The organism is Saprospira grandis, assembly GCF_027594745.1.
Taxonomy (GTDB): Bacteria; Bacteroidota; Bacteroidia; order Chitinophagales; family Saprospiraceae; genus Saprospira; species Saprospira grandis.
Window position 1 is genome coordinate 110,437 of the sequence record NZ_CP110854.1, and the last position, 22,585, is coordinate 133,021.

General features: G+C 43.8%; 18 protein-coding genes and 1 CRISPR repeat array (1 of these 19 cut by a window edge). Of the genes, 5 read left to right on the forward strand and 13 right to left on the reverse strand.

Features of this window, described 5'->3' with window-relative positions; all coding sequences use genetic code 11:
• Window positions 1-9: 9 nt before the first annotated feature.
• Window positions 10-2,610: a protein kinase domain-containing protein gene (locus tag OP864_RS00445; RefSeq protein WP_270099362.1), complete on the forward strand. Its 2,601-nt coding sequence runs from the start codon at window positions 10-12 to the stop codon at window positions 2,608-2,610.
• Between the two features lie 24 nt (window positions 2,611-2,634).
• Here the strand turns inward: OP864_RS00445 and OP864_RS00450 are convergent, their stop codons facing one another.
• From OP864_RS00450 to OP864_RS00460, 3 genes are all read right to left on the reverse strand, one after another.
• Complete coding sequence (locus OP864_RS00450; RefSeq protein ID WP_270099363.1) at window positions 2,635-3,294, reverse strand: thrombospondin; 660 nt, start codon at window positions 3,292-3,294, stop codon at window positions 2,635-2,637.
• A 170-nt stretch (window positions 3,295-3,464) separates the two neighbouring features.
• Entirely contained in the window at window positions 3,465-3,851 is a 387-nt protein-coding gene (locus OP864_RS00455) for a DUF7793 family protein (RefSeq protein WP_270099364.1), read from the reverse strand.
• Between the two features lie 587 nt (window positions 3,852-4,438).
• Window positions 4,439-5,032: an NAD(P)H-dependent oxidoreductase gene (locus OP864_RS00460; RefSeq protein ID WP_270099365.1), complete on the reverse strand. Its 594-nt coding sequence runs from the start codon at window positions 5,030-5,032 to the stop codon at window positions 4,439-4,441.
• Between the two features lie 144 nt (window positions 5,033-5,176).
• On the opposite strand from OP864_RS00460, the gene OP864_RS00465 reads away from it, so the two are divergent.
• Window positions 5,177-6,109, forward strand: a complete 933-nt coding sequence (locus OP864_RS00465; RefSeq protein ID WP_270099366.1) for a LysR family transcriptional regulator — start codon at window positions 5,177-5,179, stop codon at window positions 6,107-6,109.
• Window positions 6,110-6,173: 64 nt separating this feature from the next.
• On the opposite strand, the gene OP864_RS00470 is transcribed toward OP864_RS00465, so the two are convergent.
• The 4 genes from OP864_RS00470 to OP864_RS00485 form a co-directional block, all read right to left on the reverse strand.
• Window positions 6,174-7,055 (reverse strand): NlpC/P60 family protein, encoded by an 882-nt coding sequence (locus OP864_RS00470; protein ID WP_270099367.1) that lies wholly within the window; start codon window positions 7,053-7,055, stop codon window positions 6,174-6,176.
• The gene (locus tag OP864_RS00475; RefSeq protein ID WP_270099368.1) at window positions 7,045-7,881 is read right to left on the reverse strand and encodes a hypothetical protein; all 837 of its coding nucleotides are present in this window, start codon (window positions 7,879-7,881) and stop codon (window positions 7,045-7,047) included. The genes OP864_RS00470 and OP864_RS00475 overlap by 11 nt, the downstream gene beginning before the upstream one ends.
• 220 nt (window positions 7,882-8,101) lie before the next feature.
• Window positions 8,102-8,755 (reverse strand): DUF4294 domain-containing protein, encoded by a 654-nt coding sequence (locus OP864_RS00480; RefSeq protein WP_270099369.1) that lies wholly within the window; start codon window positions 8,753-8,755, stop codon window positions 8,102-8,104.
• A gap of 260 nt (window positions 8,756-9,015) precedes the next feature.
• Window positions 9,016-10,566: a hypothetical protein gene (locus OP864_RS00485; RefSeq protein WP_270099370.1), complete on the reverse strand. Its 1,551-nt coding sequence runs from the start codon at window positions 10,564-10,566 to the stop codon at window positions 9,016-9,018.
• 397 nt (window positions 10,567-10,963) lie between these two features.
• On the opposite strand from OP864_RS00485, the gene OP864_RS00490 reads away from it, so the two are divergent.
• From OP864_RS00490 to OP864_RS00500, 3 genes are read left to right on the forward strand one after another with little or no spacing between them, the layout of a single operon-like run.
• Window positions 10,964-12,922, forward strand: a complete 1,959-nt coding sequence (locus OP864_RS00490; protein WP_270099371.1) for a M61 family metallopeptidase — start codon at window positions 10,964-10,966, stop codon at window positions 12,920-12,922.
• A gap of 38 nt (window positions 12,923-12,960) precedes the next feature.
• On the forward strand, window positions 12,961-13,266 hold the full coding sequence (locus OP864_RS00495) for a YbaB/EbfC family nucleoid-associated protein (RefSeq protein ID WP_014373146.1): 306 nt from the start codon (window positions 12,961-12,963) through the stop codon (window positions 13,264-13,266).
• Window positions 13,267-13,276: 10 nt separating this feature from the next.
• The gene (locus OP864_RS00500) at window positions 13,277-14,731 is read left to right on the forward strand and encodes an MATE family efflux transporter (RefSeq protein ID WP_270099372.1); all 1,455 of its coding nucleotides are present in this window, start codon (window positions 13,277-13,279) and stop codon (window positions 14,729-14,731) included.
• Window positions 14,732-14,776: 45 nt separating this feature from the next.
• Here the strand turns inward: OP864_RS00500 and OP864_RS00505 are convergent, their stop codons facing one another.
• The 6 genes from OP864_RS00505 to OP864_RS00530 form a co-directional block, all read right to left on the reverse strand.
• A complete protein-coding gene (locus OP864_RS00505) occupies window positions 14,777-15,436 on the reverse strand; it encodes a hypothetical protein (RefSeq protein ID WP_270099373.1) in 660 nt (219 codons plus the stop codon).
• A 1,148-nt stretch (window positions 15,437-16,584) separates the two neighbouring features.
• Window positions 16,585-17,133 (reverse strand): hypothetical protein, encoded by a 549-nt coding sequence (locus OP864_RS00510; protein ID WP_270099374.1) that lies wholly within the window; start codon window positions 17,131-17,133, stop codon window positions 16,585-16,587.
• Window positions 17,134-17,217: 84 nt separating this feature from the next.
• On the reverse strand, window positions 17,218-17,412 hold the full coding sequence (locus OP864_RS00515) for a hypothetical protein (protein ID WP_270099375.1): 195 nt from the start codon (window positions 17,410-17,412) through the stop codon (window positions 17,218-17,220).
• A 393-nt stretch (window positions 17,413-17,805) separates the two neighbouring features.
• The gene (locus tag OP864_RS00520) at window positions 17,806-18,480 is read right to left on the reverse strand and encodes a hypothetical protein (RefSeq protein WP_270099376.1); all 675 of its coding nucleotides are present in this window, start codon (window positions 18,478-18,480) and stop codon (window positions 17,806-17,808) included.
• Between the two features lie 188 nt (window positions 18,481-18,668).
• Window positions 18,669-18,947 carry a hypothetical protein gene (locus OP864_RS00525; protein WP_270099377.1) on the reverse strand — a complete coding sequence of 93 codons (279 nt, stop codon included), beginning with the start codon at window positions 18,945-18,947 and terminating at the stop codon, window positions 18,669-18,671.
• A gap of 1,025 nt (window positions 18,948-19,972) precedes the next feature.
• Window positions 19,973-20,947 carry a tetratricopeptide repeat protein gene (locus tag OP864_RS00530; RefSeq protein WP_270099378.1) on the reverse strand — a complete coding sequence of 325 codons (975 nt, stop codon included), beginning with the start codon at window positions 20,945-20,947 and terminating at the stop codon, window positions 19,973-19,975.
• Window positions 20,948-22,097: 1,150 nt separating this feature from the next.
• Window positions 22,098-22,585: a CRISPR direct-repeat array (repeat unit 36 nt; unit sequence GTTTCAATGCTGCTTCGCCTGCAATGGGTTTAGTAT) (it continues 12,977 nt past the right edge of the window).

Sequence of the window (22,585 nt, forward strand, 5' to 3'; positions counted from 1 at the left end):
TTTATTCCCATGTCTAGAGCAAGCTACTACTTAGAAAAAACAAAAAAGCGAATCATCTTGGCCCATAAACCTTTTGCCAGAGGTGGAGAAGGGGCCTTGTATAAAGTGCGAAGCCCCCGAAGGTTGCAAGATCGAGTGGTTAAATTGTATTATCCGCATAAATTGCAGGCCGAAAAAAGAAGCAAATTGCGGGCCCTCGCCAACTACCCTCCCCAAGGCCTAGGCGAAGAACAATCGCCTATTTTTGTTTGGCCCGAAGAAATAGTCGTGGACCAACACAAACAACTGCGGGGCTTTATGATGCCTTTTGTGCAGGGACATAAATTGGAGCTTTTTTGTTTGCCCAAATTGCCCGCTCGTTTAGGGAGTTATTTTCAAAAATATAATTTATCCGCAGAAAATGGCCGAGTTTTGCGGCTTCGCCTCGCCTTTGAATTGAGCTTGGGATTGGCTCGTTTGCAGGCCGAGGGCCCCTACGTTCTAGTGGATTTAAAGCCAGAAAACATCTTGCTTACTGCAGATAATCAACTGGCTTTTGTGGATTTGGATGCCATGCAATTGGAGCATCCTCAAGGGCTAGAAAAGGCCACCGTAACTACCCCAGAGTATAGCGCCCCAGAATATTATCGAGATGGCCGACCCTCTGTTTTTGATAGCAGTTGGGACAATTTTGCCTTGGCCGTGATTATTTACAAATTATTGTTTGGGATTCATCCCTTTGCAGCTGCCGCAGGGGGAAAATATGCCGAATTGACGAGTTTGCATCAAAAAATTGAGGCGGGACTCTTTCCGCATCAATCAGAAATTCCTTTTTCAGTTATTCCCCCTCCGCATCAGCGGTTTAAAGAAGAATCTACAGCTCTGCAAGAAGCATTTAAACAGGCCTTTATTCTTGGGCATTCTTCGCCGCAAGATCGGCCTTCGGCCAGAGCATACTGTTCTATTTTGTGGGCCGAATTAAAAGATCCTAATTTATTGGGACGTTTTTTAGACTTCTACCCTATTGTTTGGCGAAAAAAAGGAGAACTATTAACGGTAGAAGAATTAGCGACTAACTTTGGACAGGAAGAAAAAAGCATAGTGGCCCTAGAAGCGCCAATTTTGGCCCATTGGGAGCAGCAAGCCCTAGAACTGCCTCAGGAACTGCCCTCAGCGGTGATTATTCCGCCCCATTTGCGGAAAGAAATTTTGTGGGCCTTGCCTATCCTTGTTGTAGTCGCAGCTATTTTGGCCCTAAATTTAAAATGGGCCTATGGATTTCAGAAAAGCTTTTTGCTCTTCCCTATTTCGGTTGTTTTGGCTCTTCTAGGCTATTTTAAGCGAAAAAAGCTTTTGTTACAAGAACAAAAAAGAGTAGCTATTGGCGCCATTTGGGCCGAAATAAAGGCTTGGAATGAAGAAAGTGCGCAGCCTCCTTTGGCCAAAAAAGAATTGGCTTATTGGAATTTGGAAGAAAAGAAAAAAGACTTAATTAAGGAGTATCAGCAAGCTTTGAGGCAGCTAGAAAAAGAGCGCAAAATCTTAGCTGCGGCAGAAAAACAAATTGATCCTAAAGAGGAGGAAAAAGCCCTAAAGGCATTGCATGGGCAAAAAAGTCTGCCTTTTCCCCATCATCTTTGGAAAAAGAAGGATGCTTTTTTAAACCAGCTCTGGGAGCAATCGCCTTACCCCTTTAATGGGCAAAAAAGTATAGCCGCAGCTAAGCAGCAGTTGGCAGCATTAGAGGCTGAAGAATTGGAAAAAATAGAACAGGCTTCTTTTTCTACAGATAAAAAAGCAGCTAGATTGGCCATTTTAGAGAAAAACTACCAAGAAAATATGGCCCTTTGGGAAAGTCAGCAGCGTTCTTTAGACAGCAGTTGGCAACAAGAAGAGCTAGAAGGAAAGCAAAGACTAAATCGCTTGGCAGATTTTGATCGGAACTATAAAAAAAGGTTGCCTAGTATTTCTCCAGCTTTCAATCAAACTTTACTCATTTATATGGGTATTGACAGTATGTTGTCTTTGGCCCAAGTAGATCCAATTTCGGCAGAGCTTGAGTTTGTGGGAGGAGAAAAACGTTCTTTGGCCCCTTGGGTAGAGCAAAAACCCAGCTTAATGAAAGAGCTATATGATTGGTGGCAGGAAGTTATGGCAGCGCAAAAAGCCTTTTTGGCTCAGCAAGATCGCCTAAATATTGATCGGGCCAAAAAGGATTTGGCCAAAGAGCGCAAACAATGGCAAAAAAAGTATGAAAAGAAAAAGGCCCAACTAGCACAGGCCGATGAGGAATTTTTTCGGCAAGAAGCGAGGACAGTTATTGTCCTTAAATATAAAAGTTGGAGAAAGGAATTAAAAAAGGTAGAAAAGCTACTGTATAAAAAAGCCCAAAAAAATATAGCGGGCGAAGCCCTAGCGAATTGGAAAAAAGCCTTTTTATCCTTAAGCATACAGCATCATCAGGATCTATGGCAGTTGTCGGCTCAGCAAGAGGCGCTTTTTTCTCCATTTTCATTTGAAGAGCGGATGAATTTTGAGCAAAAAGATCGGCAGAAAGTGTTGGAGGAATGTTTGGCGGCTTATCATCAGGAATATGGGCATGAAAAAGCCCCCAAAAAGGGGGCAATTTAGGAATACTTATAGTTGGTCTTGGTTTTACATATCATTGTCATAGCAGCGGCCATATTCATCGGCTTCTTTGCAGCTATTGACGGTAGTAGTTGCTTGCTGCAAAAGTCTGTTTTGCAGAGAAATATATTTTTGGGGTGTATTTCTTAGTTCTCCAGGCATTTGGATATTAAGTAGGTCGCCATCAAAGCGATCATCGAAGCCATCTTGGTCCAAATCTCTAAAATTATCGACTTGGCCATTTTCGTCTCGGTCTAGTTCTACATCATTCCAAAGCCAAAGGTCGGCTTGGCCATCGCCATTAAAGTCTAGGTCTAAAAAAGCGGGCAATCCATCTTGGTCCACATCCAGTTGGGCAAGATCTAATTGAGCATAATCATGCCAGCCGTCTAGATCTTCATCAATAAAATCATCCACTTGGCCATTGCCATCTTGATCGAGCATACCTGCTTCTACTAGGTCAGAAATACCGTCATTATCGCTATCGAGGTCCAGATAGTTTGCTAATCCATCGCCATCTTGATCGGCTAAGGGGTAAGCTTGTTCTATATAATTGGGGATGCCATCATTATCGGCATCAAAATCAAGTTCATCGGCAATGCCGTCTTGGTCCATATCCTGTTGAGCGAAGATAAAAGTTGGCGCCAAGAGCAGTAAAGCAAAAAGAATAATTTTGGGGAAATTCATAAGGAGGAGCTTTGCGTGTTTTGGAATAAGTTGTCTTATTCTAATAATACAAAGTTAGGCCTCAAGTCACTGATTTTTAGTGGTTTTAATCGCATAAACCAAATTTAGGTAGTTCTTCGGGCTCGCTCAGTACTTTCCCTATGCGTATTTTACCTAAATAACTGTTCAATTTAGTTTTTATGCTCCTTCTCTAAGTTGGCCAACCAATTTAGCGCTTTTTCTCGCTCATTAAATATTTTGACCGGGCTGGGGATTTTATTCATTTGCAGGAAGAAGTTGGCCAACATTTTAGATAAGACCGATTTTATTTGGATCGCGCCAGCAATAATATGCAAACGTTCGTCTTCATAAATTTTTAACCGACGGGCTTCTTTAGACACCGATTTCATTTCGGAGAGATTGACCAAAAAGGTAAAAGGTTGGCCAGCAGAAAATTCTGCGGCGGTATCGGCCCAAATATCCATTTCGGCTACATCAATATGTGCACCGGCGGTAATATCACAAATAAATACCCCATTTTGTAGGTACATCTTCCCCCAAGGCAGTTGCTTTTCCATGCAATTTTATTTTAAGGCTACAAAAGTAGTATTTTTGTTCTGCTTTAAGGAAAAGCCAGCGGAATTTTGCTCCTTGTTGTTGGGTGGCCTGCTAATTGAAAGCCGCTAATTGAAAGGGGGAGTTTATAAGCTGCATAAATTTCATAAGCATCTTAAAAAGTTGTTTTTTCTTGCTGGTTTTAGATCCAAAAAAAAATGAGCCGACAGTTGAAACCATCGGCTCATAAAAGATGAACTAAAATCTTTTCTGTTTTTTATGCCATTGCTAATTGAAAGCCACTAATTGAAAGGGGGAATTAAGGGCCGAAGAAAAAAGCGCTGAAAAAAACTAAAGTTGTGCGGCCTAGCGATGTGCAGCAGTGGCCGTCAGGCCAGACCCAGCAAAAAACTTGTTTTTTTGCGCAGGGCCGAGCGAACAGCGAGCTGCGAAACGTAGCGCCTGCCGCAGGCAGGAGGCCCAAAAAAATAGAAAAACAAAAAAAGGCGGAAAAACCAGATCGATTTTTCCGCCCATGCTAAAAAGAACGCTTCATCTGAATCATTAGACTGGATTAGGGGTTTTATTTGGATATAGCTCAACTGCCTTTTTAGGCAAAGTGTTGCTTCAGAAATGCTTTATAGTTCGCAAATTCTTCTTCGGCTCTGGCGTTTTTTTCTATATCGTGAAAATGCAAGCTCCCTTTAAACTCAAGGCCTACAAAAGCATTCATTCTATGAAAAGGGAAGAGGGCACCTTCATCAACAGATTTTTGTTGAAAAAACTCGCCTTCCCATTCAAAAGCTTCCTTGGGAGCATTCCAACTACTGGTTATCAAGTAGTTGCGACCATGCAGTAAGCCTCCAGTTCCGTAATTGACTTTTGGGTTTTTAGAAGATCGACCATCGCTGGTATAAATCCGCCCATGCCCCTTTGTGAAAACCCGATCAATATATTCCTTAAAACGAAAAGGCATATGAAACCACCAAATTGGCATATGATAAATGATGGTGTCGGCCCAAAGAAATTTCTGTACTTCTGTCTCTACATCATATTCTTCACTTAGTTTAGTGTATTGTAGTTCATAGCTCTCTTTGGGAGCAAAAAAATCAAGATCAATATCTAATAGACTTTGGTTAAATCGACCGGGAGAATGACCGAATGGAAATCCGGCATTTATGACAAAAATATGTTGCTTTTTCATGCTAATGATGTATTTAGAAAGTAAAGGGAGGACCGTCCCTCCTTATTGCAACACAAAATTAAGCGTTATCTTTGCTAGCAACAATCAATAATTTTTAATTTAGCTATTAGTATTTTTATACTATCAGGCTTAAGCAATCAAATTATGCTCAATTTAGAATGGCTCCGTAGCTTTAAAGCAATTTATGAAGAAGGGAATATTAGCCGAGCTGCTCCAAAATTGTATAGCTCTCAACCTGGCCTTAGCATGCAATTAAGGGCTTTAGAGCAGCATCTAGGCTATAAACTGTTTATTCGAGCAGGCCGACAAATGAAGCCCACAGAAGAAGCTAAGCAGCTACATGCCTACGTTCTGCCCGCACTAGAACGTCTAGAGCAGGTCGAAGAACTTTTTCAACAAACTGCTTTACAAAAACGAGAACGAATTCGTATTGGCCTTTGCTCCGAAATTTTTTCATTGGTTTTGGCGCCCCAATTATCAACACTCTCTTTTGATGTACATGCCCGCTTTGCCGATAATTCTACTCTTTTTAAAGAATTGGAACAAGGCCTGTTAGATCTCTTAATTACAGCTCAGCCCCTAGATCATAGTCTAAAAAAACGCTTCGAAGCAGCGCATTTTTCTCAAGAACAACTTTACCTTGTTGGCTCTAAAAATTTAGACCTTTCTCCTTTTCGACAGGCCATTGAAGCCCAGGATTATAAGCGATTAACGCAGCAGCTAAGAGAATTTCCATGGTATGCAGTGATTAATGAAATGGAACATAGCCGCCGATTTTGGTCCGATAATTTTGACGAATCGCTGCCTTTTCAACCCAATTTCATGCTGCCCAGCCTAGCTACGATTATTCAGTGCCTAAAAACACAAGAAGGGCTAGCTATTATTCCAGATATTTTGATCCAAAAAGAGCTAGAAAGTAAGGAGCTGCAGCTGATTTGGAGCGGAAAAACACCTTCTGTTAACCCACTCTATTTTATTCGAGATAAACATAGCCGAAAAGAGAAAGAGTTGGAGTTGCTCAAGGCTATTTTTAAACAGAAAATGCCCCCGCAGATCAAAAAAGAGCTGCAGTCCTAGGATAGAAAAACAAAAAAAGGCGGAAAAACCAGATCGATTTTTCCGCCCATGCTAAAAAGAAGGCTTAATCTAAATAATTTTCCTCGGGAACGGTCCAGCTAGAAGGCACCACATAACCCTGCACCTTACTTTTGGGATAGGCTTTTATGCACACCTTATTGCCCTGGTTTCCGCCAAGGGTAAGAATATGGCTGTCGGTTTGGCCGGCTACAAAACCGACATGTCCGCCGCCAGAGCGACTAAAAACGACGATGGCCCCATAGGCGGGCTTGTCAATTTTTCGCCCATAATCAAGGTATTTTTTTGCTCGACCGCCATCATAATAACTGAGTGCGGGCTGTCCCGATTTTTTGAGACAATGCGAAACGAAGGCCGCGCACCAGTTGGCTGTTTTTACGGTTTGTTTGTGCGCCCATTCGTCATAAGTGCCCAATTCTTGGAAGAGCATTTTGACAAAGGGGTCATCTTTTACCATTTTTGCCGTTTCGGCTTTGCCTTTATAGCCTTCTGCTTTGCTGATCCAGGCGGGCTTTTGATAGTTTCCTTCTTTTTCAGAAGTTTTGCCATCATCAGTTGGCTGATCTTCTGTGACCGTATTATCATTTTCGGCAGAGGGCGTATCATTATTTTCGCTAGCACTTGCATGGCCAAAAAGGGAGCCCGCGGTTTTTCCGCCCACTTCAATCAAGCCATCTTGCCAACCAAAGGTTTTTTGCTGGTAGTTTCTGATGGCCTTAATCGTGAGGGGGCCGACATCGCCATCTACGGCTAGGCCTGCATCATTTTTGGCATTTAGTGTTTTTTGGACCAAAACGGCATCGGCTTTTTTGTTTTCTCCGCCTTTACCGACCGAGGCCGAAATGCTGCTATTGGCGGTGGGGGTTTCTTCATTTTCCTCTTTGCCAGAAGGCTCATCATCTTCCTCTAGGCCTTCTTCATCGGGCATATCGAGGCCTTGTTTTTTTGGCAAAGCTTTCAATATGGTCAGATTGTCTTTGGACCTTATCCTCATATTCTTTATCCGAAGCATAGCGCTGCTCCTTCTCATTGGTAAAGTTTTTCTCTAATTCGTCGGCATCTTTGGTCGAGAGATAATCTTCGGCCATCAAATCAAAGTACATTTCGATACCGGCATTCATATCGGGCAATTGGTCCAAAAAGTTGGCATCTCCAGAATCGTAGACGCCCACATTGAAAGGCGATTTTTCGCTACCTTCTCGATTGCCACGGCTACCAAAAAAGGTTTCAAATTGCAATTGCGACAACATCATTTCTACGGGCACCACTTTTTTGATGTCGCCATATTTGAGGTAAGTTTTGAGGGCGGCATCGGCTAGGGCTTGGCCAGTAATTGGGCTTTTTTTGCCCTTACCATATTTGGCCATTTTTTCGTCAATATACTTTTGCGCCAAGGCTGCATAATCGGCAAAATAATCTTTTTCAGCCGCGGTCAAGCTGCTTTTGTCCACCACCACCTGCGAGCGCTCTTTCATAAAGTCATCAAAACTCCAACGCTTGTTCGGATCTACCTCAAATTGTGGTTCTCGGCCCAGTTCTTCTTTAGTTTCTTCTGTGCTGCTTGTGGCCGCCGAAGAAGCCGCCAAAGCTTTATCCAAACGCTGGTTAATTCGGCCCATCAAGGCCTCAATTTCCGAAATCACTTCTTGCTCCTGAGCGTCAATTTTTCCATCGCTCATAAACAACTTTTGCAAACTGCTGAGCTTGCTTTCATAATCTTTTAGTACCGCTTGTAGCTTTTCAACTTGATTCATAAGAGGGTTGTATTTTGGCAAATAATATTGGGGACAAAAAAATACAGAAAGCAAAATGCCAAGACAAGCTAAGCCCCTCTTTTTTAGGATAAAGCAGTTTTCTATTGTTTTTTTAAGCAAGTTCTTTTATTTTGATAAATTTTGAACTTCGGCAAGGATAAATTCCTTTTTGGGCCGCCTGCCTAAGGGCTATAGGCAGGCATTAGCCTTCAGAACTCATTTATTTATCTTTTTCCCAGTCGGTATTGTACATATCGTACTCATAAGAGAGGTCCAAATCGCTCAAAATCATCTCCAGAAGTTCGTCATCTTTAGGATCATAGCCCGTTTTCAAATTATAGCCATACCAAGAGGCCATGCTTTGCCATTTGACGGCGGTCCAACGGCCTCTAAAATTCCGAATGACCCGATAAAAAGGCTGTTCCAGCTCTCTTTCGACCATTTTAATCAGGATATAGCCCTGCGATTTGGTCAGTTTTTTTAGCTGTGCCTCATATTCTGGGGTCAGTTCTTTTTGGTATTGCTTAATATATTTCTTCTTTTTTCGGCGGCTCATCCCTCTGGTCTCCTCTTCCATTTGCCGATGCAAACGAACGGCTTCTAGGGCCAGCGGAAAAACTTTTGCCGCATAATGCCGCCACTGATGATAGCGTCGACGCTCTTCTCGGTTTTCAAAATTTCGTTTTCGGCTCACTTGCACATCAATGCCGCTAATCGTGGGCAGGGTATCTCCATCAATAATCAGAATGGGAATAATTTCGCCATTAAAGCTGGTGGTTCCAAAATATTCTCCTTCTCGAATCAGACTATCTTGCTGTCCCTGAGCCCAAAAACTAAGGCCCAAAAAGGGCAAGATATAGAGTAGTTTACGCATAATTTAGCTGTTTAAGCAGTTCATTAGGGCCAATTTTATGCCCAAAAAAAGCCGACAGTTTTTGCTGCCGACTTTTAAGATAATATTTATTTTTGGGGGCTGCCCCTCGCCTATCGGCTCGGGTCGGGCTGTGTCGTGGCTCGCAGGTCTGCTCGGCCCTGCGCAAAATTTCGCTACGCTCATTTTGCTAGGTCTGCGGCTGCGCCGCACCACTTTCCATCCCTCAGCCGTCGGGCCTTCGGCCCTCTAGGACCAAAAGCCTAGCCCTTGCAGGCGGCATCTAGTTGGCAGCCAATGGCAAATTGCAAAGTCTGCAAGCCCAAGCCTCTAGCATCCCGATTGCTAAATCCTTTTTGGATGAAGTAGTCTTCTAGTTCTCTAAGGCTATTATAATAAGCTACTTTTAGGCTTTTGTAGTTATTGGCCTGTAGCGGAGCGCCTTGTTTCCAGCTATTTAGTTGCTGCCAAACGCCATTGTTCCAAGCCTCTAGGGATTTCATTTGATCATATTCTAATCCTCTGGGAAAAGCATAAAGCAAATTGAGTTGGGCCAAATCTTGGCTTTTTTTACCGCCCGACAAATCTTCGGTCATGGCCAAAAGCAGTTGCATAGAGGGCAGGCTCAAAAAGCTGCCGCAATCGCTAGAAATTTGGTAATCATCTCGCTCATTGTTCCAATAAGGGGCAAAAGCCTCGGCGGCTAGTTGGGGGTGGCGGCGGAAAAACCAGCAGGGTACATCGGGCTCATCTTTTACGGCCTCATGAATGGCCCGCAAATGCTGAATCAGCTGGCGAATATCGCCATAAGCATATTGCTGGCTAAAATCGTAGCGGGTTTTCTGACGATAATTGACAAAGACCTGCCCAATAGCGGCCTGCATCAGTTGGTTGATGGTCGCATCGGCATTTTTGATCACTAGATCGCCATTGCGGTACATATAGGCGCGGTACACCTTGGCCAAGGGGTGCTTAAACTGCTTGAGGCCCGCTTCGGCTTGTACGGGATCTTGGTCAATTAGATTGAGGTAATATTGCAGGCTATACTTTTCTACCTCTTCCTTAAAGAAATTATCTTGGCTAAGGAGTTGGTATTTTTGGACCGTTCTATCTTTTTGCATAAAAGCCAAAAGCGATTTTTCGGTATTGGGGCCCCATTGGCCATCAATTTTTTCCTGATAATCGCCAGTTTGGTTAAGGGCCAACTGCAAGCTTTTTACCGTAGGGCGAACCGCTGTTTTTTTACCATAACTCTTTGACTTTTGGCGCTCAAAATTGCTGAGCGGGTGCAAAGCTTTTTCGCTTACTCTGCGCACAATCATATCTTGGCGGCCGCCTTTGGCCTGAATGGTTTTGAGGGCCGCATCGGCTTCGGCTTGGCTGTAGTAAGGGCCGGCGGCAATCCGTAATTTTTTGGCCGAAAGCTGTAGACTGAGTTGGGGCGTTAGGCGTTCCCAATCGGGCCAATAGACATCTTCGTTTTGGTCCAAGGTGGCCATTTGCACAATAAAAACGGCATCTTGCTCCAAAATGGCTCTCCTTTGGATGAAGGCATCTTTATAGCCTCTAGCTTTTACGGCATCCAGTTTCTTTTTGGCTGCATTATAATTGCTATAGGTTCCCATAAGCACCTGATAAAGGCCCGTGGGTTGCATTTCGGCAAAGAGGTAGCCTTGGCTGTGCACCTTAGAAAAATCTTTGTAGTCGGGATTGGCATAGGTGGCCAACTGAACAAAGTAAATGTTTTGTTGCAGCTGCTGCCCCCAAAGCGGGAGCGTCATAAAAGCAGCCATTAAAAAGGGTAATAAGCGCATACGATATAATTATATGATAAGAATGGGGAAAGAGCTCCCGATTGAGTTCATCCAAAAATAGAAGACTCTGAAAAAAAATTCAGTTATTGCGGGCAGTTTATCCAAAAAAAGTAGGTTGGGCCATTTTTTCGACGAAAAGCGGGGGGCCTACTCTATCTAGAAAATAATTTACTTAATCGAAAAAAGGCGTCTAGCTTTTTCTTTTGAAGTATTATGAGTTAGGAAAGCTGCTTTGGCTAGCGGGGCCGTCTTTGGCCTAGCGATGTGCAGCAGTGCGGCGAAGCCGCAGACCAAGGCCGTCAGGCCGCAGGGCCGAGCAGACCTGCGAGCTGCGAAACGTAGCGCCTGCCGCAGGCAGGAGGCCCCAAAATATAAAAATCATTAAACCCTTTATACTATGAAAAAATTACTTTTAGCCCTTGGTTTTTGTGGCCTTGCCTGGCAAGCCCAGGCCCAAGCGCCTTCTTTAAGCTACCATTATAAGGTAGATTTGAATGCGGTCAAGGACGATAAATTGACCGTGAGTTTGGAGCCCAAGGATTTTAATGCCCAGGGAGAACTGCGTTTTTATTTGCCCAAAATGGTGCCTGGCACCTATAGCATTTATGATTTTGGCCGCTTTGTGTCTAACTTTAAGGCCTTGGATGCCAATGGAAAAGAGTTGGCAGTGCAGCATCCGGACGACAACAGTTGGGTCATTGCTGAGGGCGCAAAACTGGCTCGAATTGAGTATCAGGTGGAAGACAGTTGGGATACGGAGCAGGAAAATGTTGTTTTTGAGCCTGCGGGGACCAATATTGATGCAGAAAATGAAGTTTTCGTTTTCAATAACCACGGTATTTTTGGCTTTTTTGACGACCAAGAGCGTCGTCCCTTTACCATTGAAATTGACCGTCCGAAAAACTTATTTGGCGGCACCTCTATGGAAAGAGTGGCTGGCGATGAGGACACCGATGTTTTTCGGGTAGCCGATTATCATAAATTGGTGGATGCGCCCATTATGTATGCCGAGGCCGATACGGCCATTATTAAGGTGGGCGATGCCGATGTTTTGATTCAGACCTACTCGCCTACGGGCATGGTAAAATCTAAGGATTTGGTGCAGGAAATCCAGCCTATTTTGGAATCTCAGCGGGCCTATTTGGGCGGCAAACTGCCTGTGGACCACTATGCGTTTTTGATTTTCTTGAATGAAGGCGGTCAAAGCTTTTTGTCGGGTTCTGCTGGAGCACTAGAGCACTCTTACTCTTCTTTTTACTGTTTGTTTGAGGGCGAATCTGGTGATATTGCCCAAACGGTACGAGATGTAGCGGCCCATGAATTCTTTCATATTGTTACGCCTTTATCGATTCATTCGGAAGAAATTCACTACTTCAACTACATTGAGCCCGAAATGTCGGAGCACCTTTGGTTGTATGAGGGCGTAACCGAATACTCGGCCCAGCATGTGCAAGTTAAGCAGCGTTTAGTTTCTGCCGAGCACTTCTTGAACGAGATGTCGACCAAAATGGCTACGGCGGACTACTTCAAAAAGGATTTGCCTTTTACGGAGATGTCAAAAACTTGTTTGGATGAAAACAAGGACCAATACCCCAACGTCTATATGCAGGGCGCATTGATTGGGATGTGCATTGATTTGAAGCTCCGTATTTTATCTAAGGGCGCTTATGGCATTCAGGAAATGATGCAAGATTTGGCCAAAAAATACGGCATTCAAAAACCCTTCAAGGATGCCGAACTATTTGATGAGATGGTGGCCGTTACAGGTTTTCCAGAAATCAAAGAATTTATGCTCAAGCATGTGGCTGGCACCGAGCCTTTGCCCTATGTAGAGCTGATGAAAGAGGCGGGGATTGAGTACAGTGATCAGGGATTTCGGACCGAGCTTTCGCTTTTGGGTTTCAATCCCAACGGAGGCATTGGCTTCAATCCGGAGCAAGGGCTTTTGATGGTGGCCAATGAAAAATTCATTGATGACTTTGGCAAAGAGCTCGGCTTGAAAGAAGGCGATATGCTCAAAAAATGGGATGGCGAAGAATTGACGCCCTTGAATGCGCAGCAGGTATTGACCAGCTATGCCAGCAAAGCCAAAGAAGGCTATGAATTGGAGGTCCTTGTTTTGCGAGAAGAAACATTGAGCAAACGCAAAATGCGCAAGCGCAACCGCAGAATCAAAAAGGGCAAAAAGGTAGATCCTTTAGCCATTGAGGAAGTCCTTTTGAAGGGAAAACTGAAAAAAGTAAAAGTACCACAGGAGCATGCCCTCAATTTGCTTGAAGAAGTAAGCGCCGAGCAGCTTAAGATTCGTAAAGCTTGGTTGGGCGATTACATTTTGGAAGATGATGTAGAAAAATAAGCTTGAATCCTTATCTTCGCAAAAAATTAGCGACTACTATGTTTGGAAATATTCAGGAACAACAAGAGAAAATGCGTCAGCGCCTCACGCAAATTGAGGTCAGCGCTCAGGCTGGCGGCGGAGCCATTCAGATCCGGGCCAATGCAGCTCGTCAGATTTTGGACATCAAAATTGACCCCGAGCTTTCTTTGGACGATCATGAAGAGCTAGAAGACTTGTTGCTTACGGCCATGAACCGAGTTTTGGCGGCGGCAGCAGAAAAAGAAGCGGCCGAGACGCAGAACATGCTCAAAGACATCTTGCCTCCAGGCATGGGGGATTTGGGTGGAATGTTTGGCTTCTAAGTTCGACCTAATGAAGAAAACATTTCTATTAAATTTGGCTTTATTGGTGGGCATCAACCTGCTGATAAAGCCATTTTATATTTTTGGGATCGACCTACAGGTCCAAAACCGTTTGGATGATGGGGAGTATGGCTTGTACTTTAGTTTGTTCAATTTTGCCTTTATTTTTCAGCTCCTAGCCGATTTGGGTTTGCTACAATTTAATAGTCGGTTTATTTCGCAGCAAGAAAATTTGCGCGCTGCCTATTTGCCGATGCTGCTCAGTCTCAAGGCGGTTTTGGGCTTGGGTTATTTTGCCTTGGCCTTTGGGGCTGCTTTTCTGATGGGTTATGGAGAGGCGGCTTGGCGGATATTGCCCTATATCCTCCTCAATCAGTTTTTATTGAGTGGCATTTTATTTTTGCGTTCCAATTTATCGGCCATGGCCTTTTATCGGCTCGACAGTTTGCTATCGGCCTTGGATAAATTGCTGCTCATTATTTTGCTTTACGTCTTACTTTGGGCCGAACCTTTTGGGCCCTTTGATATTGTTCAGTTTGTGCAGGCGCAATCTCTGGGTTATGCCCTCAGTTTTTTGATTTGCGCGCTTTTTTTGGCCCAAAAAGTAGAGGGTCCTTTGGGGTGGCGCATTTCGCCTAGGCGGATGTACATTTTGCTCAAGCAGGCCTTGCCTTATGCCTTTGTCATTTTGCTGATGACCTTATACAGCCGTATGGATGCCGTGATGATTGAGCGTTTGCTACCTGCGGAGGAGGGAAAACTGGAGGCCGACCAATATGCTTTTGCCTATCGTTTGCTCGATGCCTTTAACATGATTGCCTATTTATTTGCGGGTTTGTTGTTGCCTATGTTTTCTCGTTTGCTGCGGCCTTTGCAGCTCAAAGATTTGGGCCAATTGATGGCCACGGCTTTCCGCTGGATGAGTTTTTTATCTGTCTCGCTCAGCATTGCCCTCTTCTTTTATGCCGAGGAGCTCGCCCCGGCCCTTTATGAAAGTAGCCATGCCCAGACCCCTCTTTTGCTTCAGATTTTGTTGTTTTCGGCCAATGCTGCTGGACTCATCTATATTTTTGGTCCTTTTCTCACGGCAGCGGCTCGTCTCAAGGGGATGAATATCTTTTTTGCCTTTGGGGTAGTCCTCAATTTTGGCCTCAATCTGCTCTGGATTCCAACTTATGGGGCTTTGGGAGCGGCTGTGGCCACCCTAATCACGCAGTTTTTCATTGCCATTACGGAGATGTTATTGAGTTTTCGCTATTTCCCAGCCTTGCGTTCCTACTTCTCTTTGGCCTTATTTTTCCGCTTCATTTTGGGCAGTGCATTGAGTTTCGGCATTTTTTACGGCAGTCAATTTTTGCCCCTTATTTTTTGGTTCAAGATTTTGTTGGCGGGCGCGGCTTCTCTTTTCAGCGCCTTTTTGATTGGCCAACTTTCTTTTCGGGAACTTCTCGAATTGCGAAAATAATTTTTTGGGGCCTGCCGCCTTTGGCGGCCGGGCCCTTGAAAATACTCAATAACTCGGCCTAATTTCCAACTCTGATTTATGAGCTGGAGTATTATTTATACTCCATTCTATCCTCATCCTTTTCGCTGATCGACTTACTTTTAGTAAACGGAGCCGAATAATAGGTCCCTCATAAAGCTCCAGTACTACATCTTGCTCTTTCCAGTCTTCTCGCCTAATGATGATTGGCGCTTCCCAAGAGCGAAAACTAATGATTAACTGCAGAGGTACACTATCTTTAGCAAAGGTTAAACGATGACTCAGATGAGCAAAATCAAGCTCATTTATTGTTGTCTCATTAACGGCCTTAGCATAAAAAACTCCTTTTTCATTCCTAATATCAAAGGCATTTAATCCAAAGAGTTCTGCAGCAGCCCCCACGACAGTCAAGCTCAAACTATCGTTCGCTGAAGCGGGTTCTTGCCTTATCAAAATGGGAACTTTTGCCTCATAGTCAAAGCGATACCCTCCTTTTACTTTGAGCAGTTTACCTTTAACTTCATAATGACTCAAACCGCCTTTAAATTCATAAGAAAAACTATCTTTTTCATCAATTGATATGCTAACCACTGGATTTGAGCCAGTCTCTACGTATTGCCCTGGCAAAGGCTTTTGGCTATGACAAGCCGCCAATAAAAGGACAATTACAAATAAAAAATACTTCATATTTCAACAGATGCTCAAGTGGTCCCTTTTGGCGCTAATTTCTAACATCACCTTTCTACTGCTGTTTCTTTTTTGGGGGCCTGCCGCCTGCGGCGGCCGGGCTGTTTCGCAGCTCGCTGTTCGCTCGGCCCTTCGGCGCTTTCAGCGCCTCGGTCTGGCCTAACGGCCACTGCTGTCCATCCCTAGGCCAAGTCGCTTCGCTCCTTTGCGGCGGCTTCGCCGCCTGCTAGCTGTGGCTGCAGGTTGAAACCAGCAGCCATACAACAACCCTATTCTATATCTATAGTGCGGAGAGGATTAAAATCCTCTACCGCTTTGAACAAGGGTTATTTTTTTCTTCGGTAGTTTGATTTTGTTTTTTTCTCCCCCATAAATTTCATAGGAACCCTAGGGCCAAGGCCCTAGGCTAAGCAAAAAATCGTCATCCCCTCCTTCGAGGGGATTTTTCTTCGCCGTTGTGGTTGGACGGTTGTTGTTTTTGAGGAGCGAACCTTTTCCATTTTTATAGCAAACAAGGGCTTTAGCCCGCCAGTTTGCATAGTCCTACAACCATGGGCTTCAGCCCATGGTCGCAAAACTGCCCAGCCGTTAAAAGGCTTTTTCCTCCCCTCTCTCCCTTCCTTCAAAACTCTCAAGAAAAAGTTGAGGGACTAATAAAAGCTATCTCAATACTATCTGCTCCGCTGCCTAGAAACAAGCCCCTAAGCGACTATATAATAAGAAGACCAGTGGGTTAAAACCCACTGCTACAAAGGAGGCCAGACTAAGCGCAATGAAAATGGACCGATGGTTTCAACCATCGGCCCATAATGAGTTCTAATAAACAGCAAACTAGGGCTTTAGCCCATGGGCCCAAAACCAACTAGTTCCTAAAAGGGCTTATTCTACCTTCCCCTTCCCTCAAAAGAAATAAGAAAAAGTTGTGGGACTAACAAGAGCTATTTAGAATCTTCTTCTACAGCTTGGGGCTTGTCCCTAGACGATGAATTGCAGGCGGCAAAGCCGCCATGGCCGAAGGCCAAACGGCCTAGCGATGTGCAGGGGTGGCCGAAGGCCAGACCAAGCGGGCTCAGCCCGCGCAGGGCCGAGCGAACAGCGAGCCCCGAAACGTAGCGCCCGCCGAAGGCGGGAGGCCCCAAAATTTCAAGTTACTTGAGACCAAATGTATAGATAAAATCACCTTCAATATACTGCCACCCTAGTTTGGCGCAATCAGCAGCATTCTTTTTAGCGGCATAATCTATTCTGTAAATCCCCTTTTTTTTAGAGTAAAAAACATACCGCTTCAACACACACAAATCTTCGTAGCGGCGATCCTCAGATAGGAATTGATGTCTATGATGTGTTTTTTGCTCTATAACAAATAGCGTATCTCCATTATTTTCAAGTGTAGACTGTAGTTTTGAATCAAGATTTCCAGAATTCGATCTAAAATTATACGTTTCCTCAAAAAAGGTACAACTATCGCAGCTTAAATCCGCAATAGCCGAATAGAACTCCACCTTTAACAGTCTATCATAAAACAACACAAAAAGTGTATCATTTCTCAAGCCCGTAAGAAGAGCCCCAGTTTTTATGTTTTCTACTTTAGAAAAAAACTTATTCCCCTTAGGAGGCTCCCAGTTCTGCCCCTGACAAACACAAATTTGAAAGCAAAAAAATATTGCCCATACGATCAGCTTAGGTTCTGCCTTCATAGTTAAATGTCAATTTTGCTGCCTACTTTTATAACTTTTTTATCTAACCTAAAGGTTAGGGCGATCTATTTGGACCTTTAGAGCTTAGCTCTGCAGTAGTTTTTGAAAATCGAACTCAAAATCAAAGTAAGAGTTATTTTTTACATAATCTTGCATACTCTCTAAGTCATCAAAATGATATCTTCTTTCATAGATAAGGATTAAGCCAATATTGTCTTCCCGGTAATCAATGACTTTGGGCTCTCCATGATTGCCAACTACACCTAAAGAGTAGCTCACTCCTTTTATTTTTGAGAAGGAGTTATATAAATCAAAAAAGACCTTCAACCGCTGTTCTTCATTATGAAACTTTTGTTTTAAGATCTTGTGCCAATTATATGCTAGGTTTATATCAGGCCCTAACTTCGTAATTACCCAGTGATGAAATAAATCAAAGGCAGGATCATCTTCGCATACTTTATCCGAAAAATCTTTTTCCATCAAGAAACCTCTTATACAATTGTATAAAGAGTCTAGAGACACTGGATCTATAAACATACTAGGTCGTTGCTCGATGTACGAAAGAAGTTGATGTAAGCTCATTTTGTTTTTTATTTAAAAAAAATAGGCACTAAAGATAGACATAATAAATACCCGCTCCGCATTTTTTGCCCCAAAGATATGTCCATTTTACTAATCAAAGGGAAGGCTAGATTCCTTGATGATGATTTCAACACAACTAGCTAATTCAGCTCCAGCATAGATAGTATGAAGATGCTTTTTATTGTTTTTATCGATACCAATAATTTCCCAAAATGGCTGCCTTAGAGGTTCCTCTTGAACGGATGCTAACTCCCAAAACTGAGCATTCATAAAGCGTTTAAAATGATCGGGGGGAATAAAAAAACTATCTTTTACACTATAAACGATGAAGTAATCTTTAGCGCCTTCGTACTCATCAGAGGCCCAAGAATAGAGACTATCATAATCCCTACCGGCTAATTGAAGTCCACTAAAGCAGGCTCTGTAAAGATCATACTCTATTTTCGTATAAAAAAACGTGTCCTTTCTAAATTGGGCCAACAGTTTATAAGAATGATGAGGACTATATTCGCTATTGATGACATTTAGCACCCAATAATTTTGTTCATTTAGGTTACTAAATGTATCACAGTCTACTCCTTGCAGGCCCAAATGCAGCAGCATCTTACAACTCATCCGATAATAGCCCTCTAGCCTCTTGAGCTGCTTCAACTGCCTAATTGAATTTTCCTGCTCTAGCTTCTCCTCCGACTTTTCAGAAACTTCAGCCACGCAAGCCAAGAGGAGAATCAATGGCAAGAATAAACAGAAACCAAATTTCATCATTAAGTTACTTTTGATCTAAATATTTCAGTCTATACCTTTTATGCTTAATGCTTCTGGACTAAAAAGTTACGAAGCCTATAGCACTCCATTAAGTCTACTATTTTTTTGAATCCTTCTGCTGCTCGGCCTTCCGCTGCTATACTGATGCACAAATATTTCATTATCTTTTTTTACCTCATCAAATATAGCTAATACGCTTTCTCCTCCATTAGCTGTCCCTTATTATATCGTTCTATCTTTATCACTCTACCGTCTTTTTTTAGCTGCTTCCATACTCCATCTCTACAAAGATAAACAACACGCTCTTCTGAAAATTTGTCCTGATTGTATTCATCTACATAGGGAAACATTTCATAAGCCACTCGCTGCCTACGAAAAGTCCCATAGTAAATTTTGTTCTCCCTCAGATCCGTTTTTTTAAAGGAGACTATTCCTCTGCAGTCCTTAACTTTATATTCAATCAACATGCTATCCTTAGTTTTAGTATGCTGCTCAGCAGTCCATGGCTTATACAAGAATAAACTGTCCTCCTCGCAAAGGATAAAAATATTTGCACAACCTCTAGGGACAACTTCCGCCCAGAAACTACAAGAAAAACAGCAGACTAACAGCCCCAAACAAAATAAAACTCTCATCAACCAATTGTTTTTTTGATTCCTCTATTAGCCTTAGATCAACCTTAAACTTATATCTATTCAGATGTTGCTTTTAAGGGTTTTGGTGGAACATGCTATCCTATTTTTTTGGGGCCTGCCGCCTGCGGCGGCCGGGCTGTGTCAGGGCTCGCAGGTCTGCTCGGCCCTGCGCCAGCAAGCTGGCTGGGTCTGCCGCTGCGCGGCACCCTTTCAGGCCCCTAGGCCAAGTCGCTTCGCTCCTTTGCGGCGGCTTCGCCGCCTGTAGGATGGATATATATATACCTGTAGGTTGAAACCTACAGCAACAAAGGAGAGCAGACTAAGCTCAATAAAAATGAGCCGATGGTTAAAACCATCGGCCCATATCATTTATAGCAAACAAGGGCTTTAGCCCGCCAGTTTGCATAGACCCACAACCATGGGCTTCAGCCCATGGGCCCAAAACTGCCCAGCCGCCGAAGAAGAAAGCCAAAAGAAAAAAGACAGTTGAGCGGCCTAGCGATGGTAGGCAGTGCGGCAAAGCCGCAGACCCAGCAAAAACTTGTTTTTTGCGCAGGGCCGAGCGACCCGACCAACGGGAGCCGACGCAGCGAAGCAAGTAACAGCGAGCTGCCGAACGACAACAAGAACTTTAGTTCGCAGTTCGACGACCGAAGGGAGTAACCGCCGCAGCTTTGCTGCGGAGGCCCCAAAAAAAAGGAGAAAAAGCCAAGCTTCTTCTCCTCTTCCGCCCGCTTATTGCGCAGGGGGATTGGGTGGGGTGTCCTGATCTGGATCAGGATTTTCAGTGTAATTTTTCATAGTAATTGTGTTTTTGTTAAAAATTAGGTTGTTTAGTTTGGTTAGATTTATTTTACTTATTTAGGCAAGTCATTCTCTGGATTATTTTTTTCCATACTGCTGCTAAAAGCCGCGATATCCATTCCCGGATAAAATTGCGCCATCTCCTGCAGACAATCCTCCACCTTGTCCAGAGCGCCAGTCACTTTATACAATTTTGTCTGCATCCGCAGGCCTTCCACGCTCAACTGATGGCGATTGGCCTGCTCGCAAAAAAAGAGTGCCCCCTCATGCAAACCCAAAGCATAAAAATCTTGGGCCTTCTCCAGAAAAATGCGGTCCTGGCTCATTTGGGGTTGCTGCAAACTGTTGTGGTAGCTGCACCAAGCCTGGGCCGCCGCCAAATCTTGTTTTAGGTCCTGCAAAAGCTGCGCATATTCCGACATATAGCCGATCGGATCTGCCGCCTTTTCGGTCAAGGTTTTTAAATAGGGAAGCGCTTTTTCGCCCTCTCCAAAAGCAATATACAAGCGGCAGAGCAGCTCAAAACAGTCTTCCTCAAACTCGGTGTTACAAATCGGCGATAAGAGGGAAATTCCCTGCAAATATTCGCCTTCTTCCAAGGCAATGGCGGCTAAAAAATAGCAGCTTTCTGCGGTGGGGATCGCCAAATTCTCGAGTAAAATTTTGGCCTTGGGCAGATCTTCTTCCAACAAAAAAAGCAACTTGGCTTGGGCCAAATCGGCCTGTTCATCGCCTCGCCCCTGCTCATAATAATGAAGCGCCAAATCATAGCGGCCCTCTTCTTCCATCAATTGGCCAAACAAAAAATATAGCGGCCCTTTTTCGGCAGAACGCTTTTGGCCCAACTGCAAATAACGCTTGGCATTCAAATAGTTAGGTGATTCTTTTTCTAATTCCACCTTCACCCAATAATAATATGGCGCCGAGCTTTTTGCGCCTTCAGCCATTAATTTTTCGGCCAATTCCTGACAAGCCCTCAGCTCATCCAGCTCAAATAGCTCGGTTAATAAGGTCTCATTTTTTTTCATGCTGTCTTTTTGCCCCATGCTAGAGCATGGGTTTGGGAAAAAATCTTTTGGGAAAACTACGCCCTCCAATTAAAACCATTTTCAACTTGCGCCTCCACTCTTGGCATAGCTGTTAAAGCATTTTATTAAAGTTCATCATCTACTAAAATGCCGATCTATTCTTTAATGTCACTTAAGTCCATTTTGTGAACTTTATTTTCCGATTTTTTTAAAAAATTTAATTAAAACTGCATTTCTGCCACAAAACAAATAGCTATTTAGCTCTAAAATTAGTTAAATTCGGTTTGAAAAACAAGCTATTTAAACCCTCCTTTACAACTGATTACCAAACAGTTAGATCTATATTTTATTTTTCTTTTTCTGGGGCCTGCCGCCTTTGGCGGCCGGGCCCTTGCAGGGCTCGCAGGTCTGCTCGGCCCTGCGCCAGCAAGCTGGCTGGGTCTGCCGCTGCGCGGCACCCTTTCAGGCCCCTAGGCCAAGTCGCTTCGCTCCTTTGCGGCGGCTTCGCCGCCTGCTAGCTGTGGCTGCAGGTTGAAACCAGCAGCCATACAACAACCCCATTCTACATCTATAGTGCGGAGAGGATTAAAATCCTCTACCGCTTTGAACAAGAGTTATTTTTTCTTCGGTAGTTTGATTTTGTTTTTTTCTCCCCCATAAATTTCATAGGAACCCTAGGGCCAAAGCCCTAGGCTAGCTAAAAAATCGTCATCCCCTCATTCGAGGGGATTTTTTTCAGCGCTTATTGTTTGGCGGTTGTTTTTTTGAACCTCTGGGTTGAAACCCACAGCAACAAAGGAGAACAGACTAAGCGCAATAAAATGAGCCGATAGTTTTAAAACCATCAGCCCATAACACATTCTAATATAAAGTTTTATCAGTAAAAGGCTTATTCTCATTCCTCTCTCTCCCTTCCTTCAAAAATCCCAAGAAAAAGTTGAGGGACTAATAAAAGCTATCTCCATACGGCCTCCTGCTCCGCTGCTTAGGGACAAGCCCCTAGGCTAGCTTTTTTCAGACAGCCCTCTAAAGAGGGCCTTTGGATATGGCCCTCCCCTGCAATAACAATGGAGCAAAGCAGTAGGTCATAATTTGAGGCCCTTTAGGGCTCACTCCATTGGATTAGCCTAGGGGCTGGTCCCTGGGCGATTATTGACTGCTGCTTCGCCTGCAATGGGTTTAGTATATGAGTCCATGAGACGTTGAGTCTCAATAAAGGAAGTTTCAATGCTGCTTTGCCTGCAATGGGTTTAGTATTCACGGTCATCCGTGTTTTCGTAGTACCATTCGGTTTCAATGCTGCTTTGCCTGCAATGGGTTTAGTATAGAGGAGGCTGAGAAAATTATTAAAAAATTTGGGCTTGTTTCAATGCTGCTTCGCCTGCAATGGGTTTAGTATGTATGGTTTTTCCTTCCTCAGTAAAGCTCTCATTGTTTCAATGCTGCTTCGCCTGCAATGGGTTTAGTATATTAAACCCTTGAAGCTGTCTAAGGCAGCTGAGAAGTTTCAATGCTGCTTCGCCTGCAATGGGTTTAGTATCTAGCTAAGCTACGGGCTCGGACATCCCATTTGTCAGTTTCAATGCTGCTTCGCCTGCAATGGGTTTAGTATTCGAAACCTGTAGGAACGACCTCGAC